Origin of the sequence: Erwinia piriflorinigrans CFBP 5888, from assembly GCF_001050515.1 — a bacterium.
GTDB classification, from domain to species: Bacteria; Pseudomonadota; Gammaproteobacteria; order Enterobacterales; family Enterobacteriaceae; genus Erwinia; species Erwinia piriflorinigrans.
Genome location: NZ_CAHS01000006.1, coordinates 115,349 through 132,574, shown reverse-complemented (window position 1 = coordinate 132,574; position 17,226 = coordinate 115,349). Strand labels below are relative to the sequence as shown.

Annotated in this window: 17 protein-coding genes; 7 read left to right on the top strand and 10 right to left on the bottom strand. The window is 52.5% G+C overall.

The window, feature by feature from the left end; all coding sequences use genetic code 11:
• Positions 1 to 38 precede the first annotated feature (38 nt).
• Positions 39 to 371: a hypothetical protein gene (locus tag EPIR_RS02490; protein WP_023653722.1), complete on the top strand. Its 333-nt coding sequence runs from the start codon at positions 39 to 41 to the stop codon at positions 369 to 371.
• A gap of 93 nt (positions 372 to 464) precedes the next feature.
• On the top strand, positions 465 to 1,763 hold the full coding sequence (locus tag EPIR_RS02485; RefSeq protein WP_023653721.1) for a purine-cytosine permease family protein: 1,299 nt from the start codon (positions 465 to 467) through the stop codon (positions 1,761 to 1,763).
• Positions 1,764 to 1,788: 25 nt separating this feature from the next.
• On the opposite strand, the gene EPIR_RS02480 is transcribed toward EPIR_RS02485, so the two are convergent.
• Entirely contained in the window at positions 1,789 to 2,835 is a 1,047-nt protein-coding gene (locus tag EPIR_RS02480) for a LacI family DNA-binding transcriptional regulator (RefSeq protein ID WP_023653720.1), read from the bottom strand.
• Positions 2,836 to 3,176: 341 nt separating this feature from the next.
• Here EPIR_RS02480 and EPIR_RS02475 point away from each other — a divergent pair, with 341 nt between their 5' ends.
• The 4 genes from EPIR_RS02475 (at position 3,177) to EPIR_RS02460 (ending at position 6,812) form a co-directional block, all read left to right on the top strand.
• Positions 3,177 to 3,500, top strand: coding sequence for a PTS sugar transporter subunit IIB (locus EPIR_RS02475; protein ID WP_023653719.1), 324 nt, complete (start codon positions 3,177 to 3,179; stop codon positions 3,498 to 3,500).
• Entirely contained in the window at positions 3,497 to 4,819 is a 1,323-nt protein-coding gene (locus tag EPIR_RS02470; protein ID WP_023653718.1) for a PTS sugar transporter subunit IIC, read from the top strand. The genes EPIR_RS02475 and EPIR_RS02470 overlap by 4 nt, the downstream gene beginning before the upstream one ends.
• Positions 4,819 to 5,169, top strand: a complete 351-nt coding sequence (locus tag EPIR_RS02465) for a PTS lactose/cellobiose transporter subunit IIA (protein ID WP_048696818.1) — start codon at positions 4,819 to 4,821, stop codon at positions 5,167 to 5,169. The genes EPIR_RS02470 and EPIR_RS02465 overlap by 1 nt, the downstream gene beginning before the upstream one ends.
• A gap of 209 nt (positions 5,170 to 5,378) precedes the next feature.
• The gene (locus EPIR_RS02460) at positions 5,379 to 6,812 is read left to right on the top strand and encodes a 6-phospho-beta-glucosidase (RefSeq protein ID WP_023653716.1); all 1,434 of its coding nucleotides are present in this window, start codon (positions 5,379 to 5,381) and stop codon (positions 6,810 to 6,812) included.
• Positions 6,813 to 6,937: 125 nt separating this feature from the next.
• Here the strand turns inward: EPIR_RS02460 and EPIR_RS02455 are convergent, their stop codons facing one another.
• Both EPIR_RS02455 and kynU read right to left on the bottom strand, forming a co-directional pair.
• The gene (locus tag EPIR_RS02455) at positions 6,938 to 8,338 is read right to left on the bottom strand and encodes an amino acid permease (protein WP_240987335.1); all 1,401 of its coding nucleotides are present in this window, start codon (positions 8,336 to 8,338) and stop codon (positions 6,938 to 6,940) included.
• Positions 8,339 to 8,443: 105 nt separating this feature from the next.
• On the bottom strand, positions 8,444 to 9,694 hold the full coding sequence (gene kynU / locus EPIR_RS02450) for a kynureninase (RefSeq protein WP_023653714.1): 1,251 nt from the start codon (positions 9,692 to 9,694) through the stop codon (positions 8,444 to 8,446).
• A 1,074-nt stretch (positions 9,695 to 10,768) separates the two neighbouring features.
• On the opposite strand from kynU, the gene EPIR_RS02445 reads away from it, so the two are divergent.
• On the top strand, positions 10,769 to 11,134 hold the full coding sequence (locus EPIR_RS02445) for a hypothetical protein (RefSeq protein ID WP_023653713.1): 366 nt from the start codon (positions 10,769 to 10,771) through the stop codon (positions 11,132 to 11,134).
• 232 nt (positions 11,135 to 11,366) lie between these two features.
• Here the strand turns inward: EPIR_RS02445 and EPIR_RS18995 are convergent, their stop codons facing one another.
• The 7 genes from EPIR_RS18995 to EPIR_RS02410 all read right to left on the bottom strand — a co-directional run bounded on the left by EPIR_RS18995 (position 11,367) and on the right by EPIR_RS02410 (position 17,216).
• Entirely contained in the window at positions 11,367 to 11,543 is a 177-nt protein-coding gene (locus tag EPIR_RS18995; RefSeq protein ID WP_023653711.1) for a contact-dependent growth inhibition system immunity protein, read from the bottom strand.
• Between the two features lie 184 nt (positions 11,544 to 11,727).
• The gene (gene ggt, locus EPIR_RS02435) at positions 11,728 to 13,491 is read right to left on the bottom strand and encodes a gamma-glutamyltransferase (protein WP_023653710.1); all 1,764 of its coding nucleotides are present in this window, start codon (positions 13,489 to 13,491) and stop codon (positions 11,728 to 11,730) included.
• Between the two features lie 68 nt (positions 13,492 to 13,559).
• Positions 13,560 to 14,336 carry a phytochelatin synthase family protein gene (locus EPIR_RS02430; protein ID WP_023653709.1) on the bottom strand — a complete coding sequence of 259 codons (777 nt, stop codon included), beginning with the start codon at positions 14,334 to 14,336 and terminating at the stop codon, positions 13,560 to 13,562.
• Positions 14,337 to 14,413: 77 nt separating this feature from the next.
• A complete protein-coding gene (locus EPIR_RS02425) occupies positions 14,414 to 14,965 on the bottom strand; it encodes a disulfide bond formation protein B (protein WP_023653708.1) in 552 nt (183 codons plus the stop codon).
• Positions 14,966 to 14,973: 8 nt separating this feature from the next.
• Complete coding sequence (locus EPIR_RS18835) at positions 14,974 to 15,132, bottom strand: DUF5993 family protein (protein WP_023653707.1); 159 nt, start codon at positions 15,130 to 15,132, stop codon at positions 14,974 to 14,976.
• Between the two features lie 234 nt (positions 15,133 to 15,366).
• Positions 15,367 to 16,260 (bottom strand): MurR/RpiR family transcriptional regulator, encoded by an 894-nt coding sequence (locus EPIR_RS02415; protein ID WP_023653706.1) that lies wholly within the window; start codon positions 16,258 to 16,260, stop codon positions 15,367 to 15,369.
• The gene (locus EPIR_RS02410; protein WP_023653705.1) at positions 16,257 to 17,216 is read right to left on the bottom strand and encodes an iron-siderophore ABC transporter substrate-binding protein; all 960 of its coding nucleotides are present in this window, start codon (positions 17,214 to 17,216) and stop codon (positions 16,257 to 16,259) included. The genes EPIR_RS02415 and EPIR_RS02410 overlap by 4 nt, the downstream gene beginning before the upstream one ends.
• Between the last annotated feature and the right edge of the window lie 10 nt (positions 17,217 to 17,226).

Sequence of the window (17,226 nt, the reverse complement as noted above, 5' to 3'; positions counted from 1 at the left end):
AATGCGCCCCCTGTTGTCGCCCGCTCGGATAAATTGAAATGAAAAAGCGGTTCTCGCTGTTAATCCTTACCGTTATCGCCCTGCTACTGGGATGGTTTACATTACGTACACCAACGCATGATGCGCATTACGATGCTGCAACCTGCGCGGCAGTAGTGGTTCTCGGCCCCCCGGAAAGCCCGCAGGATTTTACGGATAAACTTCGCGCGGTGATCGTCAGCGAAAACAACTCATGGTCACTCAAGCAGATAGCCTACGATGATCGGCTGGGGCAGTTATCGATAGCTCAATATCAAGCGCTCAGCGCCGAGGATAAAGCAACGGCGGTTCAAAGCATTGACAGCTGTATAAACGCGATGCAGTCAAAATAGAGTTGTCAGGCGGGGCTGGATCATTTCATACCGGATCGCCTGATATAAAAAAAAGGGATCCCGTTTATTTAATCTGATACAAGGAAATTTATCGTGCTTCGTATTGAAGATTATCCTCTCAGCCGCGTCCCCAAAAATAAGCGCGTCTCGTTTCTCAGCGTTGCCATCGTCCATATGGGCATGCTAACCGCGCTCGATCAATTTATGCTTGCCGCTATTCTCGGTGACTCGATGAGTTTGACTATGGCGCTCCTGGCTATTTTTGCCGGTAGCGTGATTTTTGGCATCGTTACCTTCGGGCTTGGCTATGCCGGAATGAAAGAGGGCATTGCCGGTAGCCTGTTGGCGCGCTGGTGCGGCTTTGGTCGTATTGGTTCAGTACTGATCGGGCTGGTGGTCGCGATCAGCCTGTTGGGCTGGTTTGGCATTCAAAACGCCATCTTCGCCAAATCACTGAATTTTGCCCTCGGTGATGCGCTGGGCTTTCCACTGGCGGCCAGCCTTACCGGCTTACTGCTGACCATCCTTGTCACATTTGGCTTCAAGGCGCTGCGCATCACGGCACGTATCGCGGTACCGCTATTTATCTGCCTGATGGGCTTTATCTCGTTTAATACCCTGTCAGGACACAGCCTACAGCAGATCATCGATCTGCCCCCCACCGGTAGCCCGCTCGCTTTTAGCGCCGCCATTACGATGGTGGTGGGTGGCACTACGGTAGCCAGCCTGATGACGCCAGACCTGACGCGCTACTCCCGTTCGGCGAAGCATGTGGCTGCAATGATATTGATGACGATTATTGCCGGCGAATTTGTCGTCAACGGCCTGGCCATTATGATTGCCCGCACTCTGCAAACGGCCGATGTCGTCAGCATCATGTCGCACGCTGCGGGCGGAGTCGGGCTGCTGGTGGTGATCCTTTCCACTCTGCGCGTTAACGATTTGAACCTGTACTCCTCTTCACTGGGCGTGATCAATGCCGTAGAAGGGATATTCGGGAAAAAGCTGCCATACCGCTATACCACTCTGGCAATCGGTCTGGTAGGTACTCTGCTGTCAGTACTCGGTATTCTTGACCGCTTCGTCGACTTCCTGACCTTTCTCGGCGTGGTGTTTCCGCCAATCCTCGGCATCATGCTGGTCGATTATCTGCTATTGCGTACGCATCGCGAGGTGCTGGATCGCAGCCGCATGCAGGGCAAACTGCCCGACGACAACCAAACACCGGCTATCGGCTGGGTGGCTATCATCGCCACCATTATCGGCAGTGTGGTGGGTCTGTCACTCCACTGGGGGGTTCCGACGCTTAACTCGCTGCTGGTCTCATGCGTCATTTATTACCTGCTGATGCTGGCGTTGCGTAACCGGGCAATGGCACCTGTCGTTGAATAACAGGCGCTTGGGTCAAATGTCTGATTTAAGGCTTGCTTTGTAACAGCGGTTCAGCTCCCCGCCAGGGGCCCGGTGCCACCGAATCACGCACCATCAGGCTGCCAGCGATCGCTGGCAGCGGTTGGCTGGCATGCCCACCCAGCATCAATACCAGCTTCTCAAGAGTGTGTCTGATCATCTCTCCAACCGGTACATGCACCGTGGTCAGCGGCGGCACGAAGAAGGACGCCATCGGAATATCATCAAAGCTAAGCAGTGAGACATCCTGCGGAATGCGCTTTCCGGCAGCGTAGAGCGCACGCGCCGCGCCCATCGCCATATCGTCGTTACTGGCCACCAGCGCGGTAAACGCGACTCCCCGGCTCATCAGTTCCTGCACGGCGTTAAAACCGCTTTGCAGCGTCCACTCTCCCTGTGCCACAAGTCGCTCATCCAGATGAATATCATGCGCCTGTAATGCTTTGTGATAACCCTTAAAGCGGCTGAGTCCGGTTGGCGAGTCTGGCGCACCGTGAATAAAAGCAATATCGCGATGCCCTTGAGCCACCAGATAATTCACCGCCTCAAAACTGTTTTTCTCATGGGCGGCAATCACGCAATGTGCGGGATGCTTTTCCAGCCAGCGGTTAACCACAATAATCGGTCGGCTGGTTTGCTCAATAATATCATCCAGTTCGGAAGTGTTCAGAAAGCGGGGGTAAATAATAATCGCATCGCAACGTAGATCGAGAAGAAACTCAATAGCCTGCCGCTCCTGACGCGCATCATGCTTCCCATCAGCGAGGATCAGCTGGCGACCATGCTGTTCAGTCACTGTCGCTGCCTGAAATAACAATTCGTTGAAGTAGGGGCCATTATATAAAGTGTTCGTCACCACCAGCCCAATATTTTGTGATTTACTGGTTGCTAAATTACGCGCCAATAAATTGGGCCTGTAGCCGGTCTCCTCGATCGCTTTAAATACCCGCTCATGAGTCGCTTTACTGACATAATTATTGCCCGCTAATACACGGGAGACCGTTGCTTTTGATACACCTGCTTTTTTTGCAACGTCCAGCATGGTAATCATCATATCATCCTGAAGGCTAAGTTCCGGCTGTCATAATAGACTGTTTATCACATTCGCCCAAGTCATGATGGTAAACCACTGGATGAATAAGGCTATGTTGATTCGGGTTTATGCTGCGTGCTAAAACGCATCAGATTTTCGCCGTTCAGACTACCGCATAACTTATTTAATATATTGAATATAAAATATTTTTACATCGCGCGCTTACGTTAAAACCAGGCCATTCCCCTGCGAATTTACACCGTTTGAGATCGTGCTCACAGAATAAATCAAATAATATGAAACCGGTTGCAGAAACAGGGCTCTTTCAGATATTTATATAAAAAACAGACCGGAGACCCGCCATGAAAAAAATATTACTCTGTTGTGCCGCAGGTATGTCCACCAGCATGGTAGTCCAGCGCATGGAAAAAGCGGCAAAGGAAAAAAATATTGCTGTCGAGATAGATGCGGTAGGGCTTGAGGAGTTTAGCGAGCAGATTAGCGGCTGCGACTGCTGCCTGCTGGGGCCACAAATTAAATATAAACTGGCAGACTTTGCTCCGCTGGCCGGGAAGCTGAACAAACCCATAGCGGTCATCAATATGATGGATTACGGCATGATGAATGGTGAAAAGATTCTGGCTGAAGCCATCTCGATGATAGAGAACGCCAGGATCGCTCAATGAGCAGCCTCAGTGGCAGCCTGTTTGCCGTTATTGAAAACCACATCAGCCCGATAGCCGCTCGATTATCCAGCCAACGTCACGTCGTGGCGATCAAAGACGGTTTTATCTCCTCAATGCCATTCCTGATCGTTGGCTCATTTATGCTGCTGTTCGCTCACCCACCGTTCGCAGCCGATAGCCAGTGGGCGTTTGCCCAGTGGTGGCTGGGGATGGTGGATCGCCACTTTGCGCAAATCATGATGCCTTACAATATGACGATGGGCATTATGGCGGTGTATATCACCGCCGCAATCGCCTACAACCTCGCCATCAGCTATAAAATGAACGGCTTTATGGCGGCATGTCTGGCACTGATGTCATTCCTGGTGGTGGCCGCACCGCAGAGCAGCGGCACGCTCCCGGTCGGCTCACTGGGCGGAGAAGGGATCTTTACCGCGATTTTGGTCAGCCTTTACTCCACCGAACTGATGCACTTTCTGCAAAAGCATCATATTGGCATCAAGCTGCCGGAGCAGGTTCCGCCCAAAATACGTCAATCTTTTGACCTGCTGATCCCGATCCTCGCCATTTTCCTGACGCTGTTCCCGCTCAGCCTGCTGATTCAGGACCAGTTCGGGATGCTGCTACCGCAGGCGATTATGGCAGTGTTTAAGCCGATTATCTCAGCCTCTGACTCGCTACCTGCGGTGCTGATTGCCGTGCTGCTGTGCCACCTGCTGTGGTTTGCCGGTATTCACGGTGCCGTGATCGTCGGCGGTATTTTGCAGGCTTTCTGGCTCACTAATCTCGGAGTTAATCAGCAGGCGTTGAACAGCGGAGAGCCGATTAGCCAAATTTTTATCGAACCGTTCTGGCAATTCTTTATCGTCGTTGGCGGCTCCGGTTCGACGATGGGCCTGGTCTTTCTCTATCTGCGTAGCCGCTCGGCACATTTGCGCTCTATTGCCAAATTGGGCCTGGTGCCAGGCATGTTTAATATCAATGAGCCCATTATCTTCGGCTCGCCGATAGTGATGAATCCCGTGCTGTTTATTCCCTTTATCACCGCTCCTCTGGTTAATGCGATTATCGCCTGGATCGCCACCCGCACAGATATGGTGAATCATGTGATATCACTTGCCCCGTGGACGACGCCAGGCCCCATCGGCGCCGCATGGTCCACCGGCTGGGACTATCGCGCCGTGATTCTGGTCGGCGTACTGATAGTCATTTCAACACTGATTTATTATCCATTTTTCAAAATGTACGAACGCCAGTTGTTACAACAGGAACGGCCCGTTGCGGCTGAAGACAAATTGAACGCCGTGGAGAGCCAATGATGGATATGGAAACAACCGTGATGGAGCTGATTATTCAGGCTGGGGACGCCCGTTCCTGTGCGATGCAGGCGCTACGTGCCGCACGCCGTTATGACTGGGCAGAAGTCGATCGCCATCTGGAGGCCGCTACCGCCGCCGCCAGGAGTGCACATAAGGTTCAGACTGCACTAATCGGGGCAGATGAAGGGGTTGGCAAGGTGCCGGTCAATCTGATCCTGGTGCATGCGCAGGATCACCTGATGAACGCCATGCTGTGCCGCGAACTGGCAGAAGAGACCGTTATTCTTCACCGCGAAGTGCAGGCGCTGAAGCAGGTAAACAGCGATCGCCCGTTACCTCAGGCGACCTGATCGCAGGGTTTGATCTTCATCAAGTCAGAATGTCATTTCGTCATTTGCTGCCCTTCCCTGGCAGCTATTGATCAGGAACATTCACTCCGTTCTGACAAATTGGACGTGCCACAGGCCAGGCTGGGCAGACGACTCATTTAATTTCTCTTCGCGCCGTACAAGCGCGGTTATTTTCAAACGTGGTTAATCCTCACCGGAAAGGAAAGGTTATGTCATTACCAAAAGATTTTTTATGGGGCGGCGCTGTGGCAGCGCACCAGGTTGAAGGCGGCTGGGACCAGGGCGGTAAAGGTCTGAGCATTGTCGACGTGCTGTCCGGCGGGGCGCACGGCGTGGACCGCGTGATAACCGACGGTATTGATGCGACGCATCAGTATCCCAACCATCTGGCGGTAGATTTCTATCATCGTTATAAAGAAGATATCGCGCTGTTTGCCGAGATGGGCTTTAAATGTTTCCGCACTTCAATTGCCTGGACACGCATCTTTCCGCAGGGTGACGAGTTGGAGCCAAACGAGGCCGGATTACAGTTCTACGACGATCTTTTTGACGAACTGTTGAAATACAATATTGAGCCGGTGATCACCCTGTCGCACTTCGAGATGCCGCAGCATCTGGTAAAAGAGTATGGCGGCTGGCTGAATCGCAAAGTGGTCGACTTCTTTGTGCGCTACAGCGAAGTGGTGCTGAAACGCTATCAGCATAAAGTGAAATACTGGATGACCTTTAACGAGATCAACAACCAGCGCAACTGGCGTTATCCGCTGTTCGGCTACTGTAACTCCGGGGTAATTTTCACCGATCACGAAAAGCCAGAGCAGGCCATGTACCAGGTGCTGCATCACCAGTTTGTCGCCAGCGCCGAGGTGGTGAAGCGGGGGCACCAAATCAACCCCAATCTGCAAATCGGCTGTATGCTGGCGATTGTGCCGCTCTACCCCTGGTCATGCCACCCGGACGATGTGATGTTCGCCCAGCAAGCGATGCGTGAACGTCATCTGTTCGGCGATGTGCATTTGCGCGGCTACTACCCGTCTTATATTGTCAAAGAGTGGCAGCGCAAAGGTTATCAAATTGAGATGCAGCCAGGTGACGAGCAGACGCTGCGCGAGGGTTGCGCCGACTATCTGGGCTTTAGCTATTACATGAGTAACGCGGTGCAGTTCTCGGCGAAGGACAGCAGCGATGGCCGCCATATTGAAGGCTTCCCCGGCAGCCGCCCGAACCCACATGTGAAAGCGTCCGACTGGGGCTGGCAAATCGATCCGGTCGGCCTGCGCTACACGCTAAATGCCTTCTGGGAACGCTATCAGAAACCGATGTTTATCGTGGAAAACGGATTTGGCGCTTACGACAAGGTGGAAGCCGATGGCCAAATTAATGACGATTACCGCATCGCCTATTTGCAGGCACACATTGAGCAGATGAAAATCGCCGTGCTGGAAGACGGCGTAGACCTCATGGGCTACACCCCGTGGGGTTGTATTGACTGCGTTTCCTTCACCACCGGCCAGTACGACAAGCGCTACGGCTTTATCCACGTCAATAAAAACGACGACGGCAGCGGTGACCTGGCGCGCTCAAAGAAAAAGAGCTTCAACTGGTATAAGCAGGTGATTGCCAGCAACGGCGAGGATTTATAAGTCGCCGTAGAACAGCAGTAACCGGATTTAGCAGAATGATCCGTAAGTTGGGAATGCGCTAAATCATTGATGCCAGCTTCTGCCGCGTTTGTGTGCGGCAGAAGCTGCGAGTGACGGCATTAAACTCAGAGCGCGTCGACGGCGTCCCTTGGCTTACGCAAAAACAGCCAGTAGACCAGGGTCAGCAGCAGCAGGAAGGGTACGCCGAATACCAGAGTCATCCTGAACGCTTCGGTGAAGAAGGTGGTGATCATCACCGCGCCCATCAGCACCAGCCCCAGCAGCGTGCTGTAGGGAAACAGGCGCATGCGGAACGATAATTGCAACTCGCCGTGACGCTGGTAATAACGCCGGAAGAAGTAGTGGGTGAGAAAAATCATAAACCAGGTGAAGATCGCGCCGAACATCGCCAGGGACATCATCATGATAAATGAGCTTGCCGGGTACAGCAGGTTGACCAGGGTCGCCAGAGCGATACCGGAGCTGGATAGCAGCAGCGCGTTTAACGGAATCCCGCTTTTGCTCACACTCCCCAAAGCCCTGGGCGCATAGCCCCCCCGTGACAGGCTAAACATCATGCGTGTGGTAATGTAAAGCTGGCTGTTCATCGCTGACAGGGCGGCGATCAGAATGACAAAGTTCATCACTCCGGTGGCCCAGGGAATGCCGGTGAGCTGCATAACCGTGACAAAAGGACTCTGGACGTTACCCGCATCGGCCCAGGGCACGATGGCCAGCATCAGCGCCAGGGTCAGCAGATAGAACACCACCAGACGTACTATAGTGGCACGAAAAGCCTGCTTCACCGCGCGCTGCGGATCCTTAGCCTCTCCCGCTGCCACCGCAATCATCTCCACGCTCACGTAGCTGAATATCGACACTATCACCGCCACCCACATGCCCTGAAAACCATTGGGGAGAAAGCCGCCGTGGGCCGTGTAGTGATGTACCCCGTAATCGCCATTACCGGAGCCAAATATCACGTACACCGCGAGGAGAATAAAGCCGACGATGGCGGCGATCTTGATGGTGGAAAACCAGTATTCAAAGCGGCCAAAGGTTTTCACACTGATGGCGTTGAGTAGGATCAGCACGCTGGAGAAAGAGACGATCCACACCCACTCCGCGACGTTAGCGAACCAGTACTTCATATAGATGGCGATGGCGGTTACCTCGGTTCCCACCCCCAATACCATCGCTGCCCAGTAGGCGTAGCGCACCAGGAAACCAGCCAGAGGGCTAATATAGAACTCGGCGAAGGCACCGAAAGAGCCTGATGTGGAGTGAGCCACCGTCATTTCCGCCAGGCAGCCCATCAGCAGCAGCGTGATCAACGCGCCGATGGCGTAGCTCACCAGCACCCCCGGCCCGGCATAGCCGATAGCGTAGGCACTGCCCATAAACAACCCGGTGCCAATTGCCCCACCGATGGCGATCATGCTCATCTGCCCGGCGGTCAGCTGCCGCTTCAGACCCTGCTCGCGCCGGGAAATCGCCTCAAATCCTTTGTTATTTGTCGTGGTCACTTTGAGTGCCTCTTTATGGCTATGTGTACGCATCAATCGTTGTCGCGACCCGTGTTTGCGCCAGTGACCCCGGTCGCCGCAGGCAGACTGGCTGGACGCTCCGTGTCAGGTGACGCTATGGCGCACCTGGAACTGTGCCTGGGACCAGGTCTTGTGTTCGAGGATTTGTGCAAGGATCTCTACCGCCTGCCAAACGTCACTGAAGCAGTTGTATAGCGGGGTGAAGCCGAAGCGCATGATCCCTGGCTCACGATAATCGCCGATCACCCCTCGGGCGATCAGTGCCTGGATCACGGCGTAACCCTCGGGATGCGCGAAACTGACATGACTACCGCGTCTGGCGTGATCCCGTGGGGTGATCAGCTCCAGGTCATACCCGGCACAGCGCTGTTCAACCCGCTGGATAAACAGATCGCTCAGCGCCAAAGACTTGCGCCGCAGGCTCTGCATATCCGTCTGTGCGAAGATGTCCATGCCGCATTCGACCATCGCCAGCGAGACGATCGGCTGGGTGCCGCACAGGTAGCGGACGATGCCGCTGCCGGGCTGGTAGTGAGTAGCCATGTCGAACGGACGGGCATGGCCGAACCAGCCGGACAATGGCTGCGGCACCAGATCGCAAAGCGCTGGTGCAACCCAGAGGAAGGCTGGTGCGCCGGGGCCACCATTGAGGTATTTGTAGGTACAGCCGATGGCGTAGTCGGCACCGGAACGCTTGAGCTCCACCGGCACCGCGCCAGCAGAGTGGGCCAGATCCCAAATACTCAGAGCACCTGCTGCGTGGATCGCCCCGGTCATTTCCGACATGTCGTGCATGTAACCGCTCTTGTAGTTGACGTGAGTGAGCATCACCACCGCCGTGTCCTGGCCGATAGCCGCCGGTAGCTGTTGCGGGCTGTCCACCAGACGCAGGGAGTAACCCTGCCCAAGCATCCTGATCAGCCCCTCGGCGATATACAGATCGGAGGGAAAGTTGCTGCTTTCGGAGACGATCACCCGCCGCTGCGGTTCGCGCCCGGCCTGTACCTGCAATGCCGCACTGAGCACCTTAAACAGGTTGATCGAAGTGGTATCAGTGATCGCCACCTCGCCAGCATCGGCTCCGATCAGCGCTGCCAGGCGATCCCCCAGCCGCTGGGGCAGCTTCTGCCAGCCAGCGCTGTTCCAACTGCGGATCAGCCCATCGCCCCACTCCTGCTCGATAACCCGCCGGGCGCGTTCCCCTGCGTTTCGGGGGCGCGCGCCCAGGGAGTTACCGTCGAGGTAGATCACCCCATCAGGCAGGGTGAACTGTTGACGCAGGTGCGCCAGAGGGTCCTGTTCATCGAGGATCAGGCAGTGGTTTTTGTCGATCATTTGAACTCCTGTGGTGGTCAATGGTATGCCCGCTGGTCAGGCAAAAGGTTTGGATAATCCATATTCCCCAGAAAAATGAATGGGGATATGAACCCTGTTTGGTGCAAAAAACAGCCTGTGACGGTGCCATTAGCGAATAAAACGTTCATTCCGCCACAATAAACGTGGATTGATGCCAGCCTTTAGCCTGGGTTCTGGCAACCCGCGCATGCTATGAAGGAAAAGGGACTCTTTACACCTGACCATCTCTCTTCCCGGCCATATTTTTTACTTTGTGGCATTGATCAAATCGATAACTCGATCAGGTTGATTGATGATGTATTTCCCGAAGTCAATGTGATCAATATTTCTCACGCAACATGCTGCAATTTTTTCAATTGCATAGAAAAAATCAGTTTCTGAAAATAATTAAATGACCCTGGTTCAAGCGTGTTTTTACAATCGTGTTCAATTAATATTTATTGCCTGATAAAACGTATTTATTCGCACTCATATTAATGTCTATGATGTCATACTTAAACGACCAACTGGGATCAAGCATCTAAAAATACAAGCTATCAGACTCAATAAACGCTGTAAACATTCAGCTTTCGTTCCGTATTAATTTTGAGATCTCGCATCCACTTACTGGGAATCAGAAAGGAGTCACGATTTGTATAGATATGATCTCTTATCTTATATGAAGAACACTTACCGTTTCGTTTAATGGGTCTGGATACCCCCTATACTCGATAGCTGAAAATCATTTATCCGTATTTCGTCATTTAATGTCAATAAATATTCTGCTTACGGTAAGCCGTGAAGTCATTGGGCGGTTCCCCTGCTCTGAATAACCCTTAAAAACAGATTCAATCGCTGCTGAAGATAACTCACGCTCCTATTTCATTACAGAAACTAAAGCGGGGATACTTACAGTTATAGTTGACAGTGTTAGTGATAGGTATAAAAAAATTTTGAAGGTGTGTTTGATATTGAAAAATTTTTATTTGGTTTAGCAGAACGTTAGAGCCAGTCATTTAATTATTTATTTTCGCTCAAAAAATAAGATGGGTTTATTTTACCAAGGACAAAGCATTGAGATCTGACCGTTATATCCATGCAGTGCTGGAGAACAAAAAGGTCAGACAAACCGTTGTTTTGAAAGGTAATGAGTCACTCGACGGCCTGCCTTTTTTCTGCCTTTTTTATGGTACACACGAAGAGTTGAGAGGCACTGGAGTCACAGTCCCCTTTATTGAAAAAATTCTGGATCGCTTCAGGCACGATCTTCCCTGTCGCAGTCAAGAGTATTACATTGAAACTATCGTTGATACAGATAATGAAGCGTCTCTTGCTGTGGCGAGCAAAATTTTCGGTAAAGCCGATCATGACGGTATCGACCAATTGTCAGGCCAGGCAACACGTATATGGCAGAAGAAATATTCTCGCGTAACGGGTTGACTCCACTTCAGAAGCTAATAAAAAATCAGCTACGTCATTGGCTAAAGGGCGATAATATTTCGCCCCTTACCCTTTAATATAACTTCAATGCATTGAATATAAGTGTTTTACATTGAAATCATTTTCAGACCAGCACCTTATCCCAGCACGCGTAATGTGATACAGAGTAGACGAAGACGTCAATTGTTGGGATGGATATGACTTTCAATCTTATGCAGAAAACGACGTGCAGTTACCCCCACGGTTCTGGATAAAACCCGCCCTGGAAAATAGCTGCAAACTCTTTTATCAGTTTGTCGTCATCTAACGCCAGTAAGTTTTCCGCTTCATTGTAAACCTTTAGAGCCGTTTTTTGGTTTTCGTCCTCTAAATAACTATCCAGAACTCTCTCAATCGTTTCTCCGAACATGTCATGGTCCTGTCCAAAAATACCCGGACAACTACCCCAAGGTTTTTATACTTATTATTCATTGATAGCACTAAAAAAACGAGGCGCAGTCAATGACCACGCCTCGCTCCAAAATAGGCTAATCGAGATTGGGCAAATTAAATACTGTCCAGCCACCATCAGCCCGACTTAATCCACTTAAATATCAGAACCCGATCGCCGCCCCGGCAGGTCGACGTATATCGTTCGCCCCGTACAGATAACCGGGTCTTAACTGACCAGATACGGCAGAATCGTTACCTGAATCGGCCGCTTTTTCACTCTCATTCAGCGTCGGGGCAACCATAATCAGTTCAGTTGCGCCCCACGGCGTCTGCTCAGTCATTTTATAGCCGCGCTGGCGCAGCAGTTTCAGGGTATCAAACGAAAGTCCACGCTGTTCATAATAGACTTCATCCGGTAGCCACTGATGATGGATCCTTGGCGCATCGACCGCTTCCTGCGGCAGCATGCCGTAATCAATGATATTCAGCGCAGCCTGTAGCGAAGCGGTAATGATGCGGGAGCCGCCGGGGGAACCGAGCACTAAAAATACGCGATTATGACGCGTAACAATGGTCGGCGACATTGAGGACAGTGGGCGTTTCCCAGGCGCGATGGCGTTACTGGCTCCCTGTACCAGGCCGAACATGTTTTTTTCGCCGATTTTGGTGGTGAAGTCGTCCATTTCATCATTGAGGAAAAAGCCGGTATCAGGTGCCATGACCACGGCACCGAATCGCCCATTGACCGTGTAGGTGGTCGAAACCGCATTACCTTGCCCATCAACCACGGAATAGTGCGTCGTCTCCGGGCGTTCGCCTGTGGCCTGCTTATTTTCAGGCAGCTTCGATGGGGTAGCATCCGTTTGATGAATACGATGCCGCGCCCGATCGGCGTATGCCGTGCTCAACAATTTATCCAGCGGGTTGTTGATAAATGCCGGATCGCCCAGCGAGTTATTACGGTCAAAGTAGGCAATACGCATCGCTTCCGTCATGACGTGTACAGAGTCGGCAGAATTGAAGCCCAGTGCGCGCATATCATAGCCGGCCATGATATTGACCATTTCGCACAGCGCAACGCCGCCTGAACTGGGGGGCGGAGATGAGATAAATTCGTAGCCCCGGTACTGACAGCGTAGCGGCGCGCTTTCGGTGACGCGGTAATCAGCAAAGTCCTTTGCGGTGATGATGCCGCCCCCTTTGGCCGCCGCAGCCTCAACGCGCTGGGGAACAGGCGAATGGTAGAAATAATCCGTTCCCGATCGGGAGATATGGCTTAAGGTCACGGCCAGTTCAGGTTGTTTCAGGCGATCGCCAGGCTGGAGCGGCGTGCCATCGGCGCGCAAAAACCTCCGCGCAGCCTGCGCATCCTGCCGGAAGCGGCTGACGGTGGTATCAAGGATATCGGTATCCGCGCGCGTTAATACAAACCCCTCCTTCGCCAGTTTTATTGCCGGGGCCATCACCTGTTGGCGGCTTAGCTTGCCGTAATGTGCCTGTGCATAATCCAGCCCCATTACCGTTCCGGGAACGGCAACCGAGGAGTAACCATGCAGGCTGGCGTCAGAACGGACATTACCCTTAGCATCAAGATACATATCAGCACGCGCAGCGGCCGGTGCCGTTTCACGGAAATTGATAAAGGTCTCTTTGCCACCGGCGAGGTGGATAAGCATAAATCCTCCGCCGCCAATATTGCCGCAGCAGGGATTAACCACGGCCTGAGCATAACCCACGGCAACGGCTGCATCGATGGCGTTGCCACCTTGTTTGAGAATATCTACCCCCACCTGTGAGGCAATCGCCTGCGAGCTGACGACCATCCCGTGGCGGGCCTCAACGGCAGGTGCGGAAGCAGCCTGCGCGTTCATCCCTGAAATAGCGCTGTACGCCATCAGAAAATGTAAAAAAAACTTGCGTGACATTGAATATTATCTCTTTGTTTTACACCATGCGAAAAGAAAAAAACCCAACACTATGATAAATAATAACTTTATAGTTTATCAGACTCTTTAACCGTCAGATATCCGCGATACTGCTGGCCGTCAAGCGTATGCATTCCCTTAAACAGCGTTTGGCTGTCGACCCATACCCAGGGATGTTGCGTATTCGATACGTCCATCATCAGGAATGAATCTGATTTAGCCTCATAAGCCCCTAAAGGTGAAAAGTGCCCGTCGCCTTTCTGTCCGATGGCGCTACGCAAAAAGTTCACGATGACAAACGAATCTGGCTGCTCAAGCGCGGCAATGATCTCTTTCTTCATCTTATCCAGCTGCCCGGGATCATTGACAGACACCGCATTAACCCTTAATCCGGCATTGGTCAACAGCCGGCGTTCATCGTCAAGATGCAGACCGTAATCAGACTGCTCGCCGGCAGCCTCTGGCTTGCCGAAAATTTCAATGCGCGGTTTGCTGCTGTAGGCAACAACGCTGTTCTGGGTATAACGATCCCAGAACGGAAGCCAGCCGTCCTTTTTCGGGAACCAGGCCCGGTCCCCGGTGGCTATTGAGCTGGTATCAGGTTGTATTGGCTTATTTTCATGCAGACGTAGCGCATTAAGTACGATAGTTGCCGAGGCAACCCCGCAATAGACCTTATTACTTTGACCTTCAAATTGCGGAGCCAGCGCAAAGAAGTCCTGCTTGACGGCGGCCTGTGATAACCGCTGAATCCCCTCGGAACTGTCCCAGTCAACAGTCTGAGTGAACCCACTGAAGGGAATAAGAAAACATGCCACCACAGCGACAGCGAAAACTTTTTTCATTATTAATCTGCTCAATTCATTTATTAAGCAGGCCGCAGCCTGCGGGATATTTTTTAGCAGGTAGTACCTGGAAAAAACTATTTCAGCAATTGATAATACGTCGGGTTGTCATCACATTGACCGCCGCCACATTGCAGTACTGTGGACGAAAGATTGGCAACCACAATCAGGGAATAAATAATCATAAGTAACCTTTGCGTGAGAGATTGTGTAACAACGCGAGGTGCCAGAGAATCTGGCGTAATCATCAAAGTCACGGCCACGCCAATAATAATCGCCACGGCCAGAATTAAACTCCATGTATATAAATGTATGCCGAAGAACGGCAGTCCATAGCCTGCATCACCCGGCGTGATATGCAGGAAAACATGGCGGGTGGCGACGGCAGCTAACGCTAAGGCACCGATAATGACCATGCCATAATGCAGCTTCCTGTTACCAAAATAGAGATTAAAAAGCAGTCCCGTCCCTGTCAGCAGTAGAGCTGCGCGCTGAAGCAGGCAAAGTGGGCATGGCAGATCGTAAAATCTCAGCTGAAAGTAAAATGCGCAGAGTAGAGAAATAATAACCGGCACCAGCATAATCATATTCAGCGGACGGGATAAGTCTTTTTTAACAGGTGATTGCATAGTGACCTCTAGAACGAAAGGAGAAGCGCATCGGTGGCGTGAAATCTTAACCAGGCGAGAATAATAACAAGGTCTGCGAACCAAAGCAGATAAGCCAGCTTTTGTTTACCGGCAAGCGTACTGAAGACAATACCTGCTCCGATTAAAAAGGGTAAATACATATACATGTATGACTCCGTTAGCGAGGAAAAGAAAAAATATAATATGATCTCTCCTCCGTTCTCATTCCGGGTAATACATTTACGCACCCAAAGCTTATAATCTGAAATGCAGAACCAAAGGAGTGGCGATAAGTGGTTGAAAACGCCGCGTGGTTCCTTAATAGGGTAAAATATATTGGCGACGATGAAAGAAATGTCGGAATTACCGCATCATGCAGGTCATACCGGCTTCCCGATCAATTACCCCTTCCTTCCCCCTGATTTGCCAATCCCCCGATGCAAATCCTGAATGCGCTTCATCGATTTCATAGTCTTCTGCGGCGTGGCCGAGGCCACTGACATCACCAACATTTCCAGGCACACCAGTACCGAACCGTGCAAAGGCACCTTACCGTTCTCACCGCCACGCGGCACATTGATAACCGTATGCGCCTCGCGGCTGAAACGGGAATCGGGCGCATTGGTGAGTAATATCGCCGGAATACCAAGACGGCGTGCCTCACCCAACGTGGTCAATCCTTCACGGTGTGCCGATTTCTGCCCCATCATGATCAGTACATCGCCGCGCCGCATAGTTAACAGCTGTTCAGCCAGCAGGATACCCGTTCGGTTCAGCGCATAGGCAGGAGTGCCAATTCGGGTAAACAGCCGGGCAGTATAATCCGCCAGAATGCCGGAAGCGCCGATACCGAAAATTGCCACATGACGTGCTTCTGCCAGCAGCGCCACCGCCTGCGCCATCGCCGCGCGGTTGTGGGGGGCACTTAACGCCTCGCAGGCGCGCTGATGCCCTTCAACCACAAAATCAATACTGGCGTTAATATCGCTGGCCAGCGCACCAACCGTGGTATCCATCTTTTCCGCCGAGTTAATTCCCGGCCCGAGAAAACGTTCAATCGTGAGCTTCAGATCGCGCAGTCCGGCGAAGCCCAGCGCCTGCACCGCACGGATCACCGTGGCATCCGAACTCTGCGTTGCCGCCGCAATCTCCAGCGCGGTGCATTCCAGCACCACATGGCGATGCTCGTTGATATAGCTGGCCACCGCAAACAGTCTGGGCGACAGCTGATGGGCGCGAGCGCGAAAGCGGTCGCCCAACAGGTCAATGCGCCTGCGCGCCTCGGGCTGGCTCATTCTCCTTCCACCTGCGCCGGTAACGGCCGACCGGATATCTGCGACTGAACCTGTGCTACCAGCAGCGCGAGGGCAGCGAAAGAGTTTGAAATCACCTCATCGCGCGACAGTAAAATATAATTCCCACGGCGGCAGGCGGTTAAAAACTCGCAAAATCCCGGCAGTACCCGATTCATGTCTGCCAGCTCGTCCGCCGGTTTCCCGCCGGTATCGGCACGCCAGGTATCAAAAACAAAATCGGCATCCAGCTCCGGCAAACGCTCCGCGCTGACGTCAATACGCCCACCGTCGGGGATCGCATCAATCAGCGGCGGAAAGCGGAACCCCGCATCTCGCAGGACACGCCCCAGCGAATGATAGCTGTGATGGACGGTGATCTTGCCATTATTGGCCTGTAGCACCGCGACGCGGGTATGTTGCGTATCGACGACATGCTTCAGCTGGTCAATCTGCTGCTGGTAACGGCGCTCAAGGATCGCCAGCTGGGCCTGCCGTCCGGTCAGTTGCGCCAGTTTGCGATAGATGGCCGGTGCACCGCCCGTCAGATGATCGATACTGACCGTCGGCGCGATCTTCTCCAGCTGCTCCACCGCCACGTTGCGGTTGGGTTCAGTAATAATCAGATCCGGCTTGGCTGCGGCGATCGCTTCAATATCCATATCGGCAGTGCCGATAAACTGAATGTCCGAGTTGTCGAAATCGACCCCGGTCAGCAATGCGCTGGAACGCAGAAAATGGCTGCCGTCCGGCCGCGTGCGCCCGTGGCTGGCTACCGGCGGCGCGCCCAGCTCAATCAGCGGAATGGTGATATCAAGATCGTGTAACGAAACAATACGCTGTGGGTGCAGCGGAACCTTGACGGTTCGCCCCAAATCGTCGGTAAACGCCTGGGTTGGCGTGGCGGCGGCGGTAGCTGCGCTTATCAGCAGCAACAGAGAAGTGAACAGAAAACGCATAAATATTCCT